Origin of the sequence: Klebsiella sp. 2019SCSN059 (assembly GCF_021739525.1) — a bacterium.
GTDB classification, from domain to species: domain Bacteria; phylum Pseudomonadota; class Gammaproteobacteria; order Enterobacterales; family Enterobacteriaceae; genus Klebsiella; species Klebsiella quasipneumoniae.
In genome coordinates, this window is sequence record NZ_JAKKOM010000021.1 from 75,186 (window position 1) to 95,642 (window position 20,457).

Below are 20,457 nucleotides of genomic sequence, written 5' to 3' on the forward strand. Positions count from 1 at the left end.
TGAATTTTTTTCATGTTGGCAGCCTTTTCCTCACTCTTTACGCAGATTTTTCTATTGACGCCCGGGCGCTTTTCCGTCATTTTTACATCTGGACGTCTAAACGTATAGAAGTTCGCAACACAACAGCCATTACATGCGATTGATGAGGTAAGGTATGAGCTTTTTTCACGCCAATCAGCGGGAAGCCCTGAATCAGAGCCTGGCGGAAGTCCAGGGCCAGATTAATGTGTCCTTTGAATTCTTTCCGCCGCGCACCAGTGAAATGGAGCAAACCCTGTGGAAATCCATCGATCGCCTGAGCAGTCTGAAACCGAAGTTTGTCTCGGTGACCTATGGCGCGAACTCCGGCGAGCGCGATCGCACCCACAGCATCATCAAAGGTATTAAAGAGCGAACCGGTCTGGAAGCGGCGCCGCACCTGACCTGTATCGATGCTACTCGCGATGAGCTGCGCACTATCGCCCAGGATTACTGGAACAACGGCATCCGCCATATCGTCGCTCTGCGCGGCGACCTGCCGCCGGGCAGCGGTAAACCGGAGATGTACGCCGCCGATCTGGTCACTCTGCTGAAAGAGGTGGGGGATTTTGATATCTCCGTCGCCGCGTATCCGGAAGTGCATCCGGAAGCGAAAAGCGCGCAGGCGGATTTGCTCAACCTGAAACGCAAAGTCGAGGCAGGCGCCAACCGCGCGATCACCCAGTTCTTCTTCGATGTGGAAAGCTACCTGCGTTTTCGCGATCGCTGCGTCTCGGCGGGCATCGACGTGGAAATTATTCCGGGTATCCTGCCGGTTTCCAACTTTAAACAGGCGAAAAAGTTTGCGGATATGACCAACGTTCGTATCCCGGTGTGGATGTCGAAAATGTTCGAAGGGCTGGATAATGACGCCGAAACCCGTCAGCTGGTGGGGGCGAATATCGCCATGGACATGGTGAAGATCTTAAGTCGGGAAGGGGTAAAAGATTTCCACTTCTACACCCTTAACCGCGCCGAAATGAGCTACGCCATCTGTCATACGCTGGGCGTGCGTCCGGCCTGAGTGCTTGCCGTTTCCGCCGTCAGTGGGCGACGCGTCCGGCTGATAAACATAAAAAAACACCCGGCTGACGCCGGGTGTTTTGTTTTGCTCTGGATTATTCCCATTCCTGCAGGAAGCGCTGGCCATATTGGTCGGCGACCAGCAGCGCGGCGTAGACCTGGTCGGCGTCGACGCCGCCCGGCATATTGTGGATGGTTTCGCCTTCAGCGCAGGCGGCTTCCGCCACCAGGCGCATTTTGGTCGGGATGTCGCCTTTGATATCCAGCTGCGCCAGCGTGATCGGCAGCCCAACGCTGTGACACAGCGCGGCGACAGTCTCGATCTCTTCCACCGGCGCGTTTTCCAGCACCAACTGCGTCAGGGTGCCGAACGCCACTTTTTCACCGTGATAATAGTGGTGGGCGTCAGGGATGGCCGTCATGCCGTTATGAATCGCGTGGGCTGCCGCCAGGCCACCGCTTTCAAAACCGACGCCGCTCAGATAGGTGTTGGCTTCCACCACCCGCTCCAGCGCCGGAGTGACCACGTGCTGTTCGGCGGCCAGCATCGCTTTTTCACCCTCTTCGAGTAAGGTGTTGTAGCACAGCTCGGCCAGCGCCAGCGCCGCCTGGGTGCATTTCCCGCCCGCCATGGTGGTGGCGCCGCTGCGTGAGCAGGCGCGGGCTTCGAACCAGGTGGCCAGCGCATCGCCAATCCCGGCGGCCAGCAGGCGAGCCGGCGCGCCAGCAACGATCTGCGTATCGACAATGACCATGTTAGGGTTGTGCGGCAGCATCAGATAGCTGTCGAACTCGCCTTCGTCGGTGTAAATCACCGACAGCGCGCTGCACGGCGCATCGGTGGAGGCGATGGTGGGGGCGATCGCCACCGGCACCTTCATAAAATGGGCCAGCGCTTTCGCGGTATCCAGGGTTTTACCACCGCCGATCCCCAGCACGGCGGTGCATTTCGCACTGCCGGCGATATCGCGCAGGCGATTGATTTCATTATGCGAACATTCACCGCCGAACGGCGCGATTTCCGCCGCCAGGCCGGCGTCAGCCAGGCTTTTGCGTAGCATCTCTTCCGCGAATCCCAGCACGAATTTATCGCCAACGACCAGCCAGCGTTCGGCCAGCGGTTTCAGGTAGTCGCCAAGGCGCTTGATGGCGCCTGCGCCCTGGATGTATTTGCCTGGTGATTGAATAATGCGATCCATTTCGATTCCTCCTCGATGACCGTGATGCCGCCCGCAGGCGGCGCGCGGGTCCGGTTACAGGTTCAGCGTGCCAAAGGCGTTATTCCAGTCCTGTTCAAACTTCTCTATGGCTGACTCTACCGCAGGGGTGCCGAGCATTTGTTGCGCTACATCTAGTGGAAGGGTGATTGCTTCGCAGCCAGCCAGCAGGCAATCCAGCGCCTGACGGGGCGTTTTGAAGCTTGCCGCCAGCACTTTGCTTTCGGGCGCATGCATTTCCAGCAGGGATTGCAGTTCCTGCACCATGCGGATGCCGTCTCCGCCCTGAGCGTCGACGCGGTTAACGTAAGGCGCGACGTACTTTGCGCCGGCCAGCGCGGCCAGCAGACCCTGTGAAGCGCTGTAGACGGCGGTGCCAAGGGTCGGGATGCCTTCTTTCTTCAGCAGCTTGATAGCGGCGAGGCCTTCGGCGGTGACCGGGATTTTGACCACGATGCCCGGCACGGCGTTGCTCAGGCGTTTGGCTTCTGCCACCATGCCCTGCGCATCGCGGCTCATGGTCTGCGCAAACAGAATCCCTTCCGGACCAACGGCTTTTTGCAGGCGCGGCAGTACATCCCACACCGGGGTTTTACCGGCGGCGATAATGCTCGGGTTGGTGGTCACCCCGGCCAGCGGGTAGATGCGGGCCAGGCGTTCCACTTCGGCGACGTTGGCGGTATCCAGATAGAGTTCCATAGTGTTTTCCTCAATGCTTAATTCGGTGCTGTCGTTGAGGTAAGCATACGGCTTTCGTTCGAAGGATCGCCAGATGACAAATTTGCCAAAAACTGGATAAATGTACGCATCGCGATTAAGGATGATTTAGATCACATTTATCGACGCTGGCTGGGATGGCAGGAAACTATAGCGCGCACAAAAGTCAGGTTTAACACACAAAAATCTAGTTTTTTGCCGCGGACGATTTTTCCGTCAGCTGGCTATGGTACTGACGGCGGTATTCAGACGGCGAGCGTTCCGTGGTTTTGCGGAACAGGCGGCAGAAGTAGTTGCTGTCGGCGAAGCCGCAGGCGTGGGCGATGTCTTTCACTTTCATATCGTGGCCCTTCAGCAGCATACGGGCCTGTTCGAGACGAATGTGGTTTAGATATTCATTGAAGCCCATTGGCCCACATTTCTGGAACAGATGGGAAAGATAGTTGGGAGAGAGATAGAACGCCTGGGCGACCGATTCCCGGCTCAGCGGCTCCGCGTAATGGACCTCGATGTACTGACGGATTGCCTCGAACAGCGCCTGGCTGCGCGAGGAGGTTTGCGCCTGGCTGCCGAGAAGATCATGGCAGTGGCTGAGCAGGCTGATGACGATGCTGCGGGCGGTTTGCTGCTCCTGCGGCTGCATCCGGATCTCGTTGAGGGCCTGCAGCAGGAAGGAACCGACGCGCGGCCCGCGACGCAGCGCCTGTAGCTTTTCAACAACGGCGATCGTCTTGCCATTCCAGCGCTGCAGCGAGCACTCCAGCTGCTGTTTAGCGAACAGGATGCTTAACAGCAGGCAGGGCGCCTGCCACTGTGGGCAGTTCCAGCTATCGCCAGGAATATAGAGCACGTCATGGGCCTCCAGGAGCGGGGCGTTATCGCCGAGCGCCTGGTCGCGCAGCTGCCCATCGAGGAGGATATTCAGACGGGGAAAATCAACCTGCACCACCGGTTCAGCAGGCGAGCGCGTCTCGCCGGCGAAATAAACCCGTCCGAGGCTGGTCTGCTTTTTTAGCAATGCATCAATAAGTTGATTGATATCGTTGTCCATCATTGTTCCGCCCCGCGCATCACCCTTTTCATCATACCGGACATTATTCCAGCGGTAAAAGCGCCAGCCTGTCGCTATTGCTTCTCAGTTACGATATGTTATATCGTAACAATTTGTCACCATTGATAGCAAACTCAGGAGAGAGTAATGACCAGAAAGATCCCCCTGCTGGCCTTGGGACTCGGCATGGCGCTAGCCAGCGCCCAGGCGTTCGCCCACGGCAACCATAGCCATGGGCCGGCGCTAACCGAAGTGGAGCGTCAGGCCAGCGAAGGCATTTTTGCGGATAAAGATGTGCAGGACCGCGCGCTGAGCGACTGGGAGGGCGTCTGGCAGTCGGTGAACCCGTATCTGCTCAACGGCGATCTCGATCCGGTGCTGGAGCAGAAGGCGAAAAAGCCCGGCGGCAAGAGCGTGGAGGAGTATCGCGCCTATTATAAGAAGGGCTATGCCACCGATGTGGAACAGATTGGCATTGAAGATGACGTGATTGAGTTCCACATTGGCGAGACCGTCAACAGCTGCAAATACCGCTATTCAGGCTACAAAATCCTGCATTACGCCTCCGGTAAGAAGGGCGTACGTTATCTGTTCGAGTGCCAGCAGGGCGATGCCAGCGCGCCAAAATATGTCCAGTTCAGCGACCACATCATTGGCCCGCGTAAATCGCAGCATTTCCATATTTTCATGGGCAATGAATCACAGGAAGCGTTGCTGAAAGAGATGGATAACTGGCCGACCTATTATCCGTATGCGCTGCATAAAGAGCAGATCGTTGATGAGATGCTGCACCACTAGAACGGGTGAAAAATCCCCCGGCCGGGCGGCCGGGGGAAAGACAGCGATTAGCCGGTGTTACGCATACCGGCGGCGACGCCGGCGATGGTGACCATCAGCGCTTGTTCAACGCGCGGATCCGGGTCTTTGCCCTCTTCTTCAGCCTGGCGCGAACGGTGCAGCAGTTCCGCCTGCAGGACGTTCAGCGGGTCGGTATAGATATTACGCAGCTGGATAGACTCGGCGATCCACGGCAGGTCAGCCATCAGATGGGAGTCGTTGGCGATGGCCAGCACGACGTTGATATCGGCAGCCAGCAGCTTGCGCAGCTCGGTACCCAGCGCCCACAGCTCTGGTTTCACCAGGCGCTGATCGTAGTACTCCGCCAGCCACAGGTCGGCCTTCGAGTAAACCATCTCCAGCATGCCGAGGCGGGTGGAGAAGAACGGCCAGTCGCGACACATCGCTTCCAGTTCACTCTGTTTTCCGCCTTCAACCACCTTCTGCAGCGCAGCGCCAGCGCCCAGCCAGGCTGGAAGCATCAGGCGGTTCTGGGTCCAGGCGAAGATCCACGGAATGGCGCGTAGCGACTCGACGCCGCCGGTCGGACGACGTTTTGCCGGACGCGAACCCAGCGGCAGTTTGCCCAGCTCCTGCTCCGGAGTGGCGGAGCGGAAGTAAGGCACGAAATCTTTGTTTTCACGCACGTAGCCGCGATACATCTTGCACGACACGTCGGACAGCTCGGCCATGATGTCGCGCCACTGCGGTTTTGGTTCCGGCGGCGGCAGCAGGTTGGCTTCGAGGATCGCGCTGGTATAGAGCGACAGGCTGCTGATGGTGACTTCCGGCAGGCCGTACTTAAAGCGGATCATCTCACCCTGCTCGGTAACGCGCAGGCCGCCCTTCAGGCTTCCCGGCGGCTGTGAGAGGAGCGCGGCGTGGGCCGGCGCGCCGCCGCGGCCAATGGAGCCGCCGCGACCGTGGAACAGCGTCAGTTCGATCCCGGCTTTCTCACAGGTTTTGATCAACGCGTCCTGCGCCTGGTACTGCGCCCAGGAGGCGGCCATCACGCCTGCGTCTTTCGCGGAATCAGAGTAGCCGATCATGACCATCTGTTTGCCCTGGATAAAGCCGCGGTACCAGTCGATATTCAGCAGCTGGGTCATGACGTCGTTGGCGTTGTTCAGGTCATCCAGCGTTTCGAACAGCGGGGCCACCGGCAGGGCAAAGCCAATCCCGGCCTCCTTCAGCAGCAGATGAACCGCCAGCACGTCGGACGGCGTTTTGGCCATCGAGATCACGTAGGCGGCGATCGATCCGCGCGGCGCCTCGGCGATCACTCTACAGGTGTCGAGAACTTCGCGGGTCTCTTCGCTTGGCTCCCACTGGCGCGGCAGCAGCGGACGTTTGGAATTCAGTTCGCGGATCAGGAAAGCCTGTTTGTCGGCTTCTGACCAGCTTTCGTAATCGCCGATCCCGAGGTAACGGGTCATTTCGCCCAGCGCTTCGGTGTGGCGGGTGCTTTCCTGACGGATATCAATACGCACCAGCGGTACGCCGAAAGACTTCACGCGGCGCAGGGTGTCGAGCAGCTCGCCGTTGGCGATAATGCCCATGCCGCAGGCCTGCAGCGATTTATAACAGGCGTATAGCGGCTCCCACAGCTGCTCGTTCTGAGTGATCAGTCCCGCCGGTTTCGGCAGCTTCTGACCTTTCAGACGCGCTTCCAGCCAGGCCTGGGTTTCCATCAGCTGAGTGCGCAGTTTTTTCATCAGGTAACGGTACGGTTCCTGAGCGCCCTCGGCGCCGGCCAGGGCGCGCAATTCGTCAGTACACTCCACCATCGACAGCTCGGAGATCAGCACCTGCACATCTTTGAGGAACAGATCGGTCGCTTTCCAGCGGCTGAGCAGCAGCACGTGGCGGGTGATATCGGCGGTCACGTTCGGGTTGCCGTCGCGGTCGCCGCCCATCCACGAAGTGAAACGCACCGGGACAAAGTCCACCGGCAGCTGATAGCCGAGGTTGGCTTCCAGCTGTTCGTTCAGCTCGCGCAGGTAGTTAGGCACCCCTTCCCACAGGCTATTTTCCACCACCGCGAAGCCCCATTTGGCTTCATCGACCGGGGAAGGGCGGTGCTTACGAATTTCATCGGTATGCCAGGACTGGGCGATCAGCTGGCGCAGGCGGCGCATCAGCTGGTGGTGCTCGTAGTCCGCAATATCTTTGTTATCCAGCTGCTTGAGGCAGTTGTTCACTTCCACCATTTTATGGATCAGCGTCCGGCGGGTGATCTCGGTCGGGTGGGCGGTTAACACCAGCTCCAGGGACAGAGATTCCACCGCTTTTTTGATGGTGTCTTCGTTGAGATTGGGTTGGTCTTTGAGCTTTCTCAGGGTGCGCGCAATGACTTCCGGATTGCTGGCCGCTTCGCCATTCGGCGAAATGCTGTGGTACTGCTCAGCGGTGTTGGCCAGATTCAGGAACTGGCTGAAGGCACGGGCCACCGGCAGCAGTTCGTCGTTAGACAAATTCTGCAGCGTGGTCAGCAGCTCCTGGCGGTTAGCTTCGTTGCCGGCGCGTGAAGATTTGGACAACTTACGGATAGTTTCGACACGATCAAGAATATTTTCTCCCAATGCATCCTTGATGGTATCGCCCAGCACCTTGCCGAGCATACTGACATTACTACGCAATGCGGAATATTGTTCGTTCATGTTACCCCAGACACCCCATCTCATTTTATTTTGTTATATCCGCTGCGCTGGAACGTGAGCAACGGATAAGCAACCCGTCTTTTATAAAGCCACGTAAATACCCCCACGTCAATTACTGCGAAATCGCTTCAGCAAACGAGTAAATACCCGTAATTTGCGAAATTTAACTCAGGGGGCGCTGGATAAGCATCGCTTATGGAAATGTGACGATCGTCACCGTTCCGCCCCGGGAGAGCGGGGCGGAAAAAGAGGGCGATTTTAGTGCCAGCAGAAGTGGTGAACCACCTGGCTAATCAGCTCCCGCGTCGGCTTGATAAAGCGCGTCTCCAAAAACTCGTCAGGCTGATGGGCCTGATTGATCGAGCCCGGGCCGAGAACCAGCGTTGGGCACAGCGTCTGGATAAACGGCGCTTCGGTACAGTAGTTCACCACGTCGGTCTGGGCGCCAAGCAGTTTCTCAACCACCTGCACCAGCTTATGGTCCGGCGGGCACTCGTAGCCGGGGATCGGCGGATGCAGCTCCGAGACCGTCAGGCGGCCCGGCCAGCGTTCGCTTACCGGGGCCAGCGCCTCGTCCAGCAGACCATTGAGGTCGTTGAGGGTCATCCCCGGCAACGGGCGGATGTCCATATGCAGTTCACAGCAGGCGCAGATACGGTTTGAGGCATCGCCGCCATGGATGGCGCCGAGGTTGAGGGTCGGGTAAGGGACCGTGAACGCCTCGAAGTGGTAGCGCTCTTTTAGCAAATCGCGCAGCTGCATAATCCGACCGATGGCGTCGTGCATCAGCTCGATCGCGTTGACCCCGCGCGCCGGATCGCTGGAGTGGCCGGACTGGCCCTGAATACGGATCGCGTTGGACATATGTCCTTTATGGGCGCGGATCGGCTGCAGGGAGGTGGGCTCGCCGATGATGGCGCAGTCGGGGCGCAGCCGGGTGGTTTCGGCAAAATAGCGCGCGCCGGCCATGCTGGTCTCTTCGTCGGCGGTGGCCAGAATATACAGCGGTTTTTTCAGCGTGGTGACGTCGACATCGCGCAGGGCGTCGAGAATAAAGGCGAAGAAGCCTTTCATATCGGCCGTGCCGAGGCCGTAGAGCTTGTTATCGTGTTCGGTAAGGGTGAACGGATCGCGCGTCCAGCGGCCGTCATCGAACGGCACGGTATCGGTATGCCCGGCGAGCAGCAGGCCGCCGGCGCCGTGTCCGGTGCTGGCCAGCAGGTTGAATTTATGGCGCGTATCCGGCACCGGCTGTACCTCGACATTAAAGCCGAGATCGCGGAACCAGCCGGCCAGCAAATTGATTAAAGACTCATTGCTCTGATCGAGAGCCTCTTCGGTCGCGCTGATGGACGGTGTGGCGATCAACGCGCGGTAAATCTCGATAAAGGGCGGTAAATTGTTTTTCATTGTTGACACACCTTGGGTCGTGATAGTATCAATATTCATGCATTTATTGTGAATAAAAATACAATATCGTTGAGCGTAAGAAAACCCATCGAATGTAAGGAGATGCGCTTCCAATGTTAAATACGCTGATTGTGGGTGCCAGTGGTTATGCCGGCGCAGAGCTGGTGACCTATATCAATCGTCATCCGCATATGAACATAACCGCTTTGACGGTCTCCGCGCAAAGCAATGATGCGGGAAAATTAATTTCCGACCTGCATCCGCAGCTCAAAGGCATTGTCGATATGCCGCTGCAGCCGATGTCCGATATCAGCGAATTCAGCGCTGGCGTGGACGTGGTGTTTCTCGCCACCGCGCACGAAGTGAGTCACGATCTGGCGCCGCAGTTCCTTGCCGCCGGCTGCGTGGTGTTCGATCTCTCCGGTGCCTTCCGCGTTAACGATGGGGCGTTCTACGAAAAATATTATGGTTTCACTCATCAGCATCCCGACCTGCTCAAACAGGCGGTGTATGGTCTGGCGGAGTGGAGCGCGGATGCGCTTAAAGAAGCGCAGTTAATCGCGGTGCCTGGCTGCTACCCGACGGCGGCGCAGCTGTCGCTGAAGCCGCTGATTGATGCCAGTCTGCTGGATCTCAACCAGTGGCCAGTGATCAACGCCACCAGCGGGGTGAGCGGCGCGGGACGCAAAGCCGCGATCGGCAACAGCTTCTGTGAAGTCAGCCTGCAGCCATACGGCATCTTTAACCATCGTCATCAGCCGGAGATTGCCAGCCACCTCGGAGCGAAGGTGATTTTTACCCCGCATCTGGGTAATTTTAAGCGCGGCATTCTGGAAACCATTACCTGCCGCCTGAAGCCGGGCGTTGGCCATGCGCAGATCGCGGCGGTTTACCAGCAGGCTTACGCCGATAAATCGCTGGTACGTTTATATGATAAAGGCGTGCCCGCATTGAAAAGCGTCGAAGGTCTGCCATTCTGTGATATCGGTTTTGCCGTGCAGGACGACCATCTCATCGTCGTCGCGGCAGAAGATAACCTGCTGAAAGGCGCCGCAGCGCAGGCGGTGCAGTGCGCGAATATTCGTTTCGGCTTCGCTGAGACGCAGTCTCTTATTTAAGGTGTGATGATGAACCCATTAATTATCAAACTCGGCGGCGTATTACTCGATAGCGAAGAAGCGCTGGAGCGTCTGTTTACCGCGCTGGTCAATTACCGTGAAGCGCACCAGCGTCCGCTGATTATCGTCCATGGCGGCGGCTGCGTGGTGGATGAGCTGATGAAGCAGCTCAACCTGCCGGTGCAGAAGAAAAATGGTCTGCGGGTGACGCCGGCTGAGCAAATCGACATCATCACCGGCGCGCTGGCGGGAACCGCCAACAAGACGCTGCTGGCGTGGGCGAAAAAGCACGGTCTGGCCTCTGTCGGCCTGTTCCTCGGCGATGGCGATAGCGTGAAGGTGACACAGCTGGATGCTGAGCTGGGCCATGTCGGGCTGGCGCAGCCGGGCTCTCCGACGCTGATCAACACCCTGCTGGCGGGCGGTTACCTGCCGGTGGTGAGCTCTATCGGCGTGACCGACGAGGGCCAGCTGATGAACGTCAATGCTGACCAGGCGGCGACGGCGCTGGCGGCTACCCTGGGGGCGGATCTGATCCTGCTGTCTGACGTCAGCGGTATCCTCGACGGTAAAGGACAGCGTATTGCCGAGATGACCGCCGAGAAAGCGGAGCAGCTGATCGAGCAGGGGATTATCACTGACGGCATGATTGTCAAAGTGAATGCGGCCCTCGACGCGGCGCGTGCTCTGGGCCGTCCGGTGGATATCGCCTCCTGGCGTCACGCCGAGCAGCTGCCGGCGTTGTTTAACGGCACGCCTATCGGCACACGTATTCTGGCTTAAGATTTCATGCCCGGCGGCGCGTTGTCTGCCGGGCTTACAAGACCGTAGGCCGGGGAGGCACAACGCCACCGGCGGAACTAACGAATAAAGGAAGCATGTTATGGCACTTTGGGGCGGGCGTTTTACACAGGCAGCAGATCAACGGTTCAAACAGTTCAACGACTCGTTGCGCTTCGACTATCGTCTGGCGGAGCAGGATATCGTTGGCTCTGTCGCCTGGTCGAAAGCGCTGGTAACGGTCGGCGTACTGAGTGCCGATGAACAACAGCAGCTGGAAGAAGCGCTGAACGTGCTACTGGAAGAGGTGCGCGCCAATCCGCAGCAAATCCTCGCCAGCGATGCTGAAGATATTCACAGCTGGGTGGAAGGCAAACTGATCGACAAAGTGGGCCAGTTGGGCAAGAAACTGCATACCGGCCGCAGCCGTAACGACCAGGTCGCTACCGATCTTAAACTGTGGTGCAAAGATACCGTTGTCGAACTGCTGTCGGCGAACCGCCAGCTGCAGAGCGCGCTGGTGGAGACGGCCCAGCAGAACCAGGACGCGGTGATGCCGGGGTACACCCACCTGCAGCGCGCCCAACCGGTGACGTTCGCGCACTGGTGTCTGGCCTATGTCGAAATGCTGGCCCGCGATGAAAGCCGCCTGCAGGACGCGCTGAAGCGCCTCGACGTTAGCCCGCTGGGCTGCGGCGCGCTGGCGGGGACGGCGTATGAAATCGACCGCGAGCAGCTGGCCGGCTGGCTGGGCTTTGCCTCCGCCACCCGCAACAGCCTCGACAGCGTGTCCGACCGCGACCATGTTCTGGAGCTGCTTTCCGATGCCTCTATCGGCATGGTCCATCTGTCGCGCTTTGCGGAAGATCTGATTTTCTTTAACTCTGGCGAAGCGAATTTCGTCGAGCTTTCCGACCGCGTAACCTCAGGCTCCTCGCTGATGCCGCAGAAGAAAAACCCGGACGCCCTGGAGCTTATCCGTGGCAAATGCGGCCGCGTGCAGGGCGCGCTGACCGGCATGATGATGACCCTGAAAGGGCTGCCGCTGGCCTACAACAAAGATATGCAGGAAGATAAAGAGGGACTTTTCGACGCTCTGGATACCTGGCTCGACTGCCTGCATATGGCGACCCTGGTGCTGGATGGCATCCAGGTGAAACGTCCGCGCTGTGCGGAAGCGGCGCAGCAGGGCTATGCCAACGCCACTGAGCTGGCGGATTATCTGGTGGCGAAAGGCGTACCGTTCCGCGAGGCGCACCATATTGTCGGTGAAGCGGTGGTGGAAGCCATTGCGCAAGGGAAACCGCTGGAAGCGCTGGCCCTGGCCGACCTGCAGAAATTCAGCCCGGTGATTGCGGACGATGTTTATCCGATCCTGTCGCTGCAGTCCTGCCTTGATAAACGCGCGGCAAAAGGCGGCGTCTCGCCGCAGCAGGTGGCGCAGGCTATCGGCGAGGCGAAGGCCCGTCTGAGTTAATCCACAGATATCTGTCTTCCCTGACCCGGCCGAGCCCAGCGACGCCGGGTTTTTTATGCAAAAAAAAAAGCGGACGCAAGGTCCGCAAAAGTTCACGTTGGCTTTAGTTGTTCGGGTAGAGAAACAGTGTGACGGGTCAGTGGTTTTCACAGGTTCACCGTCTTTATGGGCGTATTATTGAACAGAAAACTTGATAGGGATAATCGTTCGTTGCTATGCTATCTATCGCCATGGACTATCGTGGCGATGGAGGATGAATAATGAATATTCGCGATCTTGAATACCTGGTAGCGCTCGCCGAACACCGCCACTTCCGGCGGGCGGCTGACTCATGCCATGTGAGCCAACCGACGCTCAGCGGACAGATCCGCAAGCTGGAGGATGAGCTTGGCGTCATGCTGCTGGAGCGCACCAGCCGTAAGGTTCTGTTTACCCAGGCGGGGCTGTTGCTGGTGGATCAGGCGCGTACCGTGTTACGCGAAGTAAAAGTGCTCAAGGAGATGGCAAGCCAACAAGGGGAAACCATGTCCGGGCCGCTGCATATCGGCTTGATCCCGACAATTGGCCCGTACCTGCTACCGCACATCATTCCGATGCTGCATCAGACCTTCCCGAAGCTGGAAATGTATCTGCACGAAGCGCAGACCCATCAGCTGCTGGCTCAGCTCGACAGCGGTAAGCTCGACTGCGCCATCCTGGCGCTGGTCAAAGAGAGCGAGGCCTTTATCGAGGTGCCGCTGTTCGATGAGCCGATGATGCTGGCTATCTATGAAGATCATCCGTGGGCAAACCGCGACCGGGTGCCGATGTCGGATCTGGCCGGTGAAAAGCTGCTGATGCTGGAGGATGGCCACTGCCTGCGCGATCAGGCGATGGGCTTCTGCTTTGAAGCGGGGGCGGATGAGGATACCCACTTCCGCGCGACCAGCCTGGAAACGCTGCGCAATATGGTGGCGGCAGGCAGCGGTATTACCCTGCTGCCTGCGCTGGCAGTGCCGCAGGAAAGAAAACGCGATGGCGTGGTCTACCTGCCGTGCATTAAGCCAGAGCCAAGACGCACCATCGGTCTGGTTTACCGTCCGGGCTCACCGCTGCGCAGCCGCTATGAACATCTGGCTGAGGCCATCCGCGGCACGATGGATGGCCATTTCGACAAGGCGTTAAAACAGGCGGTTTAAGCCGTTCAGCGCGGCAACCCGGTACGCTTCCGCCATGGTCGGGTAGTTAAAGGTGGTGTTGACGAAGTACTCAATGGTGTTACCACCACCTTTCTGCTCCATGATCGCCTGGCCGATGTGAATGATTTCGGCTGCGCGTTCGCCAAAGCAGTGAATGCCGAGGATCTCCTTGGTCTCCCGGTGGAACAGGATCTTCAGGGTTCCCACGCTCATGCCAACGATTTGCGCCCGCGCCAGGTGTTTAAACTGAGCGCGACCCACCTCATACGGCACTTTCATCGCCGTCAGCTGCTGCTCGGTTTTCCCGACGGAGCTGATTTCCGGAATGGTGTAGATCCCGGTCGGGATATCTTCAATCAGATGCGCTGAGGCTTCGCCTTTCACCAGCGCCTGGGCGGCAATGCGTCCTTGATCGTACGCCGCGGAGGCGAGGCTCGGATAGCCGATGACATCCCCAACCGCATAAATGTGCGGAAGGGCAGTCTGGTACATGCTGTTGACCTTCAGCTGGCCGCGACTGTCGGTCTGCAGACCGATGTTTTCCAGCGCCAGAGTGTCGGTATTGCCGGTGCGGCCGTTGGCGTACAGCAGGCAGTCCGCTTTGAGCTTTTTGCCGGATTTCAGATGCATGATGACGCCGTCATCAACGCCTTCAATCTTTTCGTACTCTTCGTTGTGACGAATCACCACGCCGCTGTTCCAGAAGTGATAGGAGAGCGAATCAGACATCTCCTGATCGAGAAACGCCAGCAGACGATCGCGGGTGTTGATCAGATCGACCTTCACCTCCATGCCGCGGAAGATCGACGCATATTCACAACCGATTACCCCGGCGCCGTAAATGATCACATGGCGCGGCTCATGCTGCAGGCTGAGAATCGAATCGCTGTCATAGATGCGCGGGTGGTGGAAATCGACATCCGCCGGATGATAGGGGCGAGATCCGCAGGCGATAACGAATTTCTCCGCGGTCACCGTCTCGACCGTGCCGTCATGGCACTCCAGCGCCAGAGTATGCTCATCAACGAAGTGGGCATTGCCCTGCAGAATTTCACAGTGGTTGCGCTCATAGAATCCCTGGCGCATATGAGTCTGCTGGTTGATGACGCTGTCGGCATGGTTAAGGATGTCGGCGAAAGAAGAGCGAAGAAGGCGGGAGTGGTCGCTGTAGAGGGGGTTTTGGTTAAACTCGATAATACGGCTGACGGCATGGCGGAGGGCTTTCGACGGGATGGTGCCCCAGTGGGTGCAACCGCCGCCGACATTATGGTAGCGCTCGATGACGGCAACGCGTGCTCCCTGTTTCACCAGTCCCATGGCGGCGCCTTCGCCGCCAGGACCGGAACCAATCACTATTGCATCATAATCCCAAGAGTGTGACATGGCATTACTCACCTGTTTTATACATAAAATAAACACGATGATAACATTCGCTGCGCTTTAACCCAATTATCGTTGTGCTTTTTTGCGGCATAAAAGCAGAAACGGCTCGTAAACAATCATTCACAATCCAGGGCAAACCGATTAGTTTTAATCTCTGGTATAGTGCCAGCAGGGCTATTGGAAGGATTCATACATCGTGATGGGCGTAAGAGCACAACAAAAAGAAAAAACCCGCCGTTCGCTGGTGGAAGCGGCATTCAGCCAACTTAGCGCTGAGCGGAGTTTCGCCAGCCTGAGCTTGCGTGAAGTGGCGCGGGAAGCAGGGATCGCGCCGACGTCCTTCTATCGTCATTTTCGCGATGTCGATGAGTTAGGCCTGACGATGGTCGATGAGAGCGGACTGATGCTGCGCCAGCTGATGCGCCAGGCGCGCCAGCGGATTGCCAAAGGCGGCAGCGTGATCCGCACCTCGGTCTCGACCTTTATGGAGTTTATTGGTAACAACCCGAACGCTTTCCGCCTGCTGCTGCGCGAGCGCTCGGGAACGTCTGCGGCGTTTCGCGCCGCCGTCGCACGCGAAATCCAGCATTTTATTGCGGAACTCGCCGACTATTTAGAACTCGAAAACCATATGCCGCGCGCCTTTACCGAAGCGCAGGCTGAAGCTATGGTCACCATCGTTTTTAGCGCTGGCGCGGAAGCGCTGGATGTCGGCCCTGAACAGCGCCGACAGCTGGAAGAACGGTTGGTACTGCAGCTCAGAATGATCTCTAAAGGCGCGTATTACTGGTATCGCCGTGAACAAGAAAAAATGTCACATCATTCCGAATAACGTGAAGGACGAGCAATGAAACACTCAGTTCAAGATAAAGGTACGCTGCTGCTGGCGCTGATTGCCGGGTTATCTATTAATGGCGCCTTTGCGGCGCTGTTCAGTTCGATAGTTCCGTTTTCCGTCTTCCCCATCTTATCCCTGCTGCTGACGGTCTACTGTCTGCATCAGCGCTATCAGAATCGCAGTATGCCTGTCGGGCTACCGGGCCTGGCCGCCGCCTTTTTTATTCTCGGGGTGCTGTTGTACAGCACCGTCGTGCGTGCGGAGTACCCGGATATCGGCTCTAACTTCTTCCCGGCCGTTCTGTCCGTCGCGATGGTCTTCTGGATTGGCTACAAGATGCGTAACCGCAAAAATACCGCAGCAGAATAAGCCGCCAGTGATAAAAAACCGGCAATATGACGTTGCCGGTTTTTTTTGGCCTATTTCCGGGTCAGCAGAACGCCGCACTCCATGTGATGGGTATACGGGAACTGGTCGAACAGCGCCAGCCGGGTAACGTTGTGCGTCTGGCTTAGCGTTTCCAGATTACGGCACAGCGTTTCCGGGTTGCACGAAATGTACAGTATGCGCGGATAGGCCTGCACCATTTTCTCCGTTTCACTGTCCAGCCCGCTACGCGGCGGATCGACGAAAATAGTCTCGCACTGATAGCTTTGCAGATCGATACCCTGCAGCCGGTTGAACTCACGCACGCCGTTCATCGCCTGAGTAAACTCTTCAGCCGCCATGCGGATAATCTGCACGTTGTCGATATGGTTGGCGGCGATGTTGTACTGCGCCGCCGCCACCGACGGTTTGGCGATTTCGGTGGCCAGTACGCGATCGAAATTACGCGCCAGCGCCAGCGAGAAGTTACCGTTGCCGCAGTACAATTCCAGCAGGTCGCCGGTCGCCCCTTTGGTGACATCCAGCGCCCACTCCAGCATCTGAATGTTCATGGCCGCGTTCGGTTGGGTAAAGCTGTTTTCCACCTGACGGTAGATCATCTCCCGACCGCCAACCGGCAGGCGTTCATCTATATAATCCTGATCGAGCTCGATTTTAGTTTTAGTCGCCCGACCAATCAGATGCACATTGAGCCCCTGGGCTCGCAGGGCGTCACGCAGCGCCTCCGCTTGCTCACGCCAGGCATCATCGAGCTTTTTATGATACAGCAGCGAGACGACCGCCTGGTTGCTGAGGGTGGTCAGATAGTCAATCTGAAACAGCTTATGGCGCAGCACGGGATTGTTGCGCACGCCCTCCAGCATGGCGGTCATCAGCTGATTGATGAGCGCGCTGGCGGCCGGGAAGCTGTCAACGCGAATCCGCGACCGGGTCTGCTGATCGAAAATAATATGGTACAGGTCGTCGCCATCGTGCCACAGACGGAACTCGGCGCGCATACGGTAGTGGCTGACCGGCGAACGAAACACTTCCGGAACCGGCGCGGCGAAAGGCGCCATCATGGTTTGCAAACGGACGACTTTTTCTGCCAGCTGCGCTTCGTATTGTTCGGTAGGAAGGTGTTCGGGGGTCATGATGTATCCTGAATAAAATAAGTACGCGGGGATTGTAGGGAAAGCGCCGGGGATGTCCAGCCTCGAATGCCGCGGGAAATATAATTAGCAGTCTGGACATCTATATGTTTCTGATTGTAGCATTCGCCTACCGGTCCTGTGAGTTAAAAGGGAACCCAGTGGAAATCTGGGGCTGACGCGCAGCGGTAAGGAAGGTGAGAAATGAGCGCACTCGGTGCAGACACTGCGGTTAGCCGTGGGAAGTCATTATTTCTTGAAACAACCTCCAAGCCCGAAGACCTGCCGGAATACGTCGCACTGGGTTTTATCGTCGCGAGCAACTGATAAAACCTGCGGCATCCTTTTTCTGTTTCGGATGCTTTTACAATGATTAAAAAAGCTTCGCTGATGACGGCCTTATCCGTCACGGCATTTTCCGGCTGGGCGCAGGACAGCAATTCAGACACGTTGGTGGTGACAGCAAACCGTTTTCAACAGCCGGTCAATACCGTGCTGGCGCCGACCGATATAGTGACGCGCGATGACATCGACCGCTGGCAGTCCAAAGATTTAAACGATGTCATGCGTCGTCTTCCCGGCGTCGATATTGCCCGCAACGGCGGCATGGGGCAGAGCGCTTCGCTGTATGTTCGGGGGACGGAGGCTCGCCACGTGCTGGTGCTGATCGACGGTGTGCCGATGGCGCGTCCGGGGATCTCCAACGGCGTGGATATCAGTCAGATCCCTATCTCTCTGGTCCAGCGGGTGGAATACATCCGCGGCCCGCGCTCCGCGGTGTACGGCTCCGGGGCGATCGGCGGGGTGGTGAACATCATCACCATGACCGATGCTGAGCGTTCGCAGATCAACGCCGGCGCGGGAACGAACGGCTATCAGTCCTACGATGGCGCCTTTAACAAGCGGTTTGGCGATACGCTGGTTACCGCTGCCGGCGCCTATCAGACCACCAAAGGGTTTAACGTCCAGCCGAACTCCTCTTATAGCGGCGACAGCGATCGCGACGGCTACCGCAATAAAATGCTATGGGGCGGGGTACAGCATCAGTTCGATGACAACTTCTCGGGGTTCTTCCGCGGCTATGGTTATTCCGCCAATGCTGACTATGACCAGGGTAACTGGGGCTACGCAGGTGGAAACGATGAAGATCAGTCCTATACCCAATCCTGGGACACCGGTCTGCACTACCATTCCGGAATTTACTCCTCCCAGCTGATTGCGAACTATCAGCGTATTAAAGATTACAACTACAGCAGCGACGCTGGCCGCTATGCCGCGGGCACCACCCTGGATGATATGGAACAACGCTATATCCAATGGGGAAATAATGTTGTGGTGGGTCATGGCGCAGTGAGCGGTGGCGTAGACTGGAAACAGGAGAAGCTGAAATCCAGCGGAACGACCAGTACCGACGTGTATAAGCGCGATACCACCGGTCTTTATCTGACGGGCCAGCAGCAGATTGACAGCGTGACGCTGGAAGCTTCCGGCCGTGAGGATCATGACGAGCAGTTTGGCTGGCACGGTACCTGGCAGACGGCGGCAGGCTGGGAATTTATCGAGGGTTATCGGACAACGCTCTCGTACGGTACAGGATTCCTCGCCCCCTCCCTCGGACAGCAGTACGGCGCAGAACGTTTTGGCATCGCCTCTAACCCGAACCTGAAGCCAGAGGAGTCGAAGCAGTGGGAAGCGGGCCTCGAAGGATTGACGGGGCCGGTCGACTGGCGTCTCTCCGCGTATCGCTATGAGATTCAAAACCTCATCGATTACGACAACAACGCCTATTACAACGTCAAGTCTGCGACAATCAAGGGGCTGGAGTGGACGGGGAATGTCACCACAGGGCCGGTGGAGCACCATCTGACGCTGCAGTATGTTGACCCTCGCGATGATGAAACTAACAAGATCCTCTATCGCCGGGCGAAGCAGCAGGTGAAATACGAGCTGAACGGCCAGGTCTACGATCTGGGGTGGGATGTGACGTATCACTACATCGGCAAGCGCTACGATTATGATTACGACAACTCGCGTACCGTCAATATGGGTGGGTTGAGCCTCTGGGATGTCGGTTTATCGTATCCCGTCACCTCACACCTGACAGTTCGTGGTAAAATAGCCAACCTGTTCGATAAAGATTACGAGACAGTTTATGGCTACCAATCTGCAGGACGGGAATACACCTTGTCTGGCAGCTACACCTTCTGATCCACGTCCCACCGTGCTGGTGTTTGATTCCGGCGTCGGTGGGTTGTCGGTTTATAATGAGATTCGGCAGCTGCTGCCGAATCTGCATTACATCTATGCTTTCGATAACGTTGCCTTCCCCTATGGCGAGAAGAGCGAGGCGTTTATCGTTGAGCGCGTTGTGGAAATCGTCACCGCTGTCCAGCAGCGTTATCCCCTGGCGCTGGCGGTGATCGCCTGCAATACCGCCAGTACCGTCTCCCTGCCTGCTCTGCGTGAAAAGTTCGCCTTCCCCGTTGTCGGCGTGGTGCCAGCGATCAAGCCCGCCGCCCGCTTAACGGCGAACGGCATTGTCGGCCTGCTGGCGACGCGCGGCACCGTAAAGCGTCCTTATACCCGTGAGCTGATCGACCGCTTTGCCAATGAATGTCGGATTGAAATGCTGGGGTCGGCGGAGCTGGTGGAGCTGGCGGAAGCGAAGCTGCACGGCGAGCCTGTGCCGTTAGAAGAACTGCGCCGTATCCTGCGCCCGTGGCTGCGGATGCAGGAGCCGCCGGATACGGTGGTGCTGGGCTGCACCCACTTTCCTCTTTTACAGGAGGAGCTGCAGCGCGTTCTGCCCGAGGGCACGCGGCTGATCGATTCCGGCGCGGCGATTGCCCGTCGCACCGCCTGGCTGTTAGAGCATGAAGCGCCGGATGCGAAGTCCAGCGACGAGAATAAAGCATTCTGCATGGCGTTGACGGCAGAAACGGAACAACTTTTACCCGTTTTGCATCGCTATGGCTTCTCGACGCTGGAAAAATTACCGCTTTAACGGCGTTTTGCACAAAAAAGAGACGGTTGAATAATTTTTTGAAAACAGGGCTTGTCAACGTCTCAGAACTCCCTATAATGCGCCTCCACTGACACGGAACAACGGCAAGCAAGCCGCCGGGTCAGCAGGGTTTCGGCGATGAAGTTCAGCGCTGAAAACCGACAGAGAAAAGCAAAATAAGGGCTTGACTCTGAATGAGGAAAACGTATTATACGGGACCTCGCAACGG

At 57.6% G+C, this 20,457-nt stretch carries 17 protein-coding genes and 1 riboswitch; of the genes, 10 read left to right on the top strand and 7 right to left on the bottom strand.

Annotation, left to right across the window (positions count from 1 at the left end):
• Positions 1 to 154: 154 nt before the first annotated feature.
• Positions 155 to 1,042: a methylenetetrahydrofolate reductase gene (metF, locus tag L2I46_RS19655; RefSeq protein WP_023291532.1), complete on the top strand. Its 888-nt coding sequence runs from the start codon at positions 155 to 157 to the stop codon at positions 1,040 to 1,042.
• A 94-nt stretch (positions 1,043 to 1,136) separates the two neighbouring features.
• Here metF and gldA read toward each other — a convergent pair whose 3' ends face one another.
• The 3 genes from gldA to L2I46_RS19670 form a co-directional block, all read right to left on the bottom strand.
• Positions 1,137 to 2,240 carry a bifunctional L-1,2-propanediol dehydrogenase/glycerol dehydrogenase gene (gene gldA, locus L2I46_RS19660; protein WP_032454483.1) on the bottom strand — a complete coding sequence of 368 codons (1,104 nt, stop codon included), beginning with the start codon at positions 2,238 to 2,240 and terminating at the stop codon, positions 1,137 to 1,139.
• Positions 2,241 to 2,294: 54 nt separating this feature from the next.
• Complete coding sequence (fsa, locus tag L2I46_RS19665) at positions 2,295 to 2,957, bottom strand: fructose-6-phosphate aldolase (protein ID WP_004203684.1); 663 nt, start codon at positions 2,955 to 2,957, stop codon at positions 2,295 to 2,297.
• Between the two features lie 205 nt (positions 2,958 to 3,162).
• Entirely contained in the window at positions 3,163 to 4,104 is a 942-nt protein-coding gene (locus L2I46_RS19670) for an AraC family transcriptional regulator (protein WP_224256479.1), read from the bottom strand.
• Positions 4,105 to 4,173: 69 nt separating this feature from the next.
• Here L2I46_RS19670 and zinT point away from each other — a divergent pair, with 69 nt between their 5' ends.
• Positions 4,174 to 4,824 (top strand): metal-binding protein ZinT, encoded by a 651-nt coding sequence (zinT, locus tag L2I46_RS19675; protein WP_023291535.1) that lies wholly within the window; start codon positions 4,174 to 4,176, stop codon positions 4,822 to 4,824.
• A gap of 47 nt (positions 4,825 to 4,871) precedes the next feature.
• On the opposite strand, the gene ppc is transcribed toward zinT, so the two are convergent.
• Positions 4,872 to 7,523: a phosphoenolpyruvate carboxylase gene (gene ppc, locus L2I46_RS19680; RefSeq protein ID WP_023291536.1), complete on the bottom strand. Its 2,652-nt coding sequence runs from the start codon at positions 7,521 to 7,523 to the stop codon at positions 4,872 to 4,874.
• Positions 7,524 to 7,781: 258 nt separating this feature from the next.
• Positions 7,782 to 8,933, bottom strand: coding sequence for an acetylornithine deacetylase (argE, locus tag L2I46_RS19685; protein WP_023291537.1), 1,152 nt, complete (start codon positions 8,931 to 8,933; stop codon positions 7,782 to 7,784).
• Positions 8,934 to 9,046: 113 nt separating this feature from the next.
• On the opposite strand from argE, the gene argC reads away from it, so the two are divergent.
• From argC to oxyR, 4 genes are all read left to right on the top strand, one after another.
• Positions 9,047 to 10,051, top strand: a complete 1,005-nt coding sequence (argC, locus tag L2I46_RS19690) for an N-acetyl-gamma-glutamyl-phosphate reductase (RefSeq protein ID WP_236948159.1) — start codon at positions 9,047 to 9,049, stop codon at positions 10,049 to 10,051.
• Positions 10,052 to 10,057: 6 nt separating this feature from the next.
• Positions 10,058 to 10,834 (top strand): acetylglutamate kinase, encoded by a 777-nt coding sequence (gene argB, locus L2I46_RS19695; protein ID WP_085955164.1) that lies wholly within the window; start codon positions 10,058 to 10,060, stop codon positions 10,832 to 10,834.
• Positions 10,835 to 10,934: 100 nt separating this feature from the next.
• A complete protein-coding gene (argH, locus tag L2I46_RS19700; RefSeq protein WP_048336619.1) occupies positions 10,935 to 12,308 on the top strand; it encodes an argininosuccinate lyase in 1,374 nt (457 codons plus the stop codon).
• A 260-nt stretch (positions 12,309 to 12,568) separates the two neighbouring features.
• Positions 12,569 to 13,486: a DNA-binding transcriptional regulator OxyR gene (gene oxyR / locus L2I46_RS19705; protein ID WP_002883015.1), complete on the top strand. Its 918-nt coding sequence runs from the start codon at positions 12,569 to 12,571 to the stop codon at positions 13,484 to 13,486.
• On the opposite strand, the gene sthA is transcribed toward oxyR, so the two are convergent.
• The gene (gene sthA, locus L2I46_RS19710) at positions 13,469 to 14,869 is read right to left on the bottom strand and encodes a Si-specific NAD(P)(+) transhydrogenase (protein WP_002883016.1); all 1,401 of its coding nucleotides are present in this window, start codon (positions 14,867 to 14,869) and stop codon (positions 13,469 to 13,471) included. The two genes, oxyR and sthA, sit on opposite strands and share 18 nt — an antisense overlap.
• 196 nt (positions 14,870 to 15,065) lie before the next feature.
• On the opposite strand from sthA, the gene fabR reads away from it, so the two are divergent.
• Positions 15,066 to 15,701: an HTH-type transcriptional repressor FabR gene (gene fabR / locus L2I46_RS19715; protein ID WP_004151856.1), complete on the top strand. Its 636-nt coding sequence runs from the start codon at positions 15,066 to 15,068 to the stop codon at positions 15,699 to 15,701.
• A 15-nt stretch (positions 15,702 to 15,716) separates the two neighbouring features.
• Positions 15,717 to 16,076: a YijD family membrane protein gene (locus L2I46_RS19720; RefSeq protein ID WP_004203691.1), complete on the top strand. Its 360-nt coding sequence runs from the start codon at positions 15,717 to 15,719 to the stop codon at positions 16,074 to 16,076.
• Positions 16,077 to 16,126: 50 nt separating this feature from the next.
• Here the strand turns inward: L2I46_RS19720 and trmA are convergent, their stop codons facing one another.
• Positions 16,127 to 17,227, bottom strand: coding sequence for a tRNA (uridine(54)-C5)-methyltransferase TrmA (gene trmA / locus L2I46_RS19725; RefSeq protein WP_004203692.1), 1,101 nt, complete (start codon positions 17,225 to 17,227; stop codon positions 16,127 to 16,129).
• Between the two features lie 114 nt (positions 17,228 to 17,341).
• A riboswitch (cobalamin riboswitch) is annotated at positions 17,342 to 17,528 on the top strand.
• Between the two features lie 65 nt (positions 17,529 to 17,593).
• Between trmA and btuB the strand changes: the two genes are divergently transcribed.
• Both btuB and murI read left to right on the top strand, forming a co-directional pair.
• Positions 17,594 to 19,432, top strand: coding sequence for a TonB-dependent vitamin B12 receptor BtuB (btuB, locus tag L2I46_RS19730; RefSeq protein ID WP_032454489.1), 1,839 nt, complete (start codon positions 17,594 to 17,596; stop codon positions 19,430 to 19,432).
• Positions 19,377 to 20,228: a glutamate racemase gene (gene murI, locus L2I46_RS19735; protein ID WP_044520945.1), complete on the top strand. Its 852-nt coding sequence runs from the start codon at positions 19,377 to 19,379 to the stop codon at positions 20,226 to 20,228. The genes btuB and murI overlap by 56 nt, the downstream gene beginning before the upstream one ends.
• Positions 20,229 to 20,457: the final 229 nt, after the last annotated feature.

Coding starts and splice junctions, on each gene's coding strand:
- metF (WP_023291532.1), top strand. CDS start 155: ATGAGCTTTTTTCACGCCAATCAGCGGGAAGCCCTGAATCAGAGCCTG.
- gldA (WP_032454483.1), bottom strand. CDS start 2,240: ATGGATCGCATTATTCAATCACCAGGCAAATACATCCAGGGCGCAGGC.
- fsa (WP_004203684.1), bottom strand. CDS start 2,957: ATGGAACTCTATCTGGATACCGCCAACGTCGCCGAAGTGGAACGCCTG.
- zinT (WP_023291535.1), top strand. CDS start 4,174: ATGACCAGAAAGATCCCCCTGCTGGCCTTGGGACTCGGCATGGCGCTA.
- ppc (WP_023291536.1), bottom strand. CDS start 7,523: ATGAACGAACAATATTCCGCATTGCGTAGTAATGTCAGTATGCTCGGC.
- argE (WP_023291537.1), bottom strand. CDS start 8,933: ATGAAAAACAATTTACCGCCCTTTATCGAGATTTACCGCGCGTTGATC.
- argC (WP_236948159.1), top strand. CDS start 9,047: ATGTTAAATACGCTGATTGTGGGTGCCAGTGGTTATGCCGGCGCAGAG.
- argB (WP_085955164.1), top strand. CDS start 10,058: ATGATGAACCCATTAATTATCAAACTCGGCGGCGTATTACTCGATAGC.
- argH (WP_048336619.1), top strand. CDS start 10,935: ATGGCACTTTGGGGCGGGCGTTTTACACAGGCAGCAGATCAACGGTTC.
- oxyR (WP_002883015.1), top strand. CDS start 12,569: ATGAATATTCGCGATCTTGAATACCTGGTAGCGCTCGCCGAACACCGC.
- sthA (WP_002883016.1), bottom strand. CDS start 14,869: ATGTCACACTCTTGGGATTATGATGCAATAGTGATTGGTTCCGGTCCT.
- L2I46_RS19720 (WP_004203691.1), top strand. CDS start 15,717: ATGAAACACTCAGTTCAAGATAAAGGTACGCTGCTGCTGGCGCTGATT.
- trmA (WP_004203692.1), bottom strand. CDS start 17,227: ATGACCCCCGAACACCTTCCTACCGAACAATACGAAGCGCAGCTGGCA.
- btuB (WP_032454489.1), top strand. CDS start 17,594: ATGATTAAAAAAGCTTCGCTGATGACGGCCTTATCCGTCACGGCATTT.
- murI (WP_044520945.1), top strand. CDS start 19,377: ATGGCTACCAATCTGCAGGACGGGAATACACCTTGTCTGGCAGCTACA.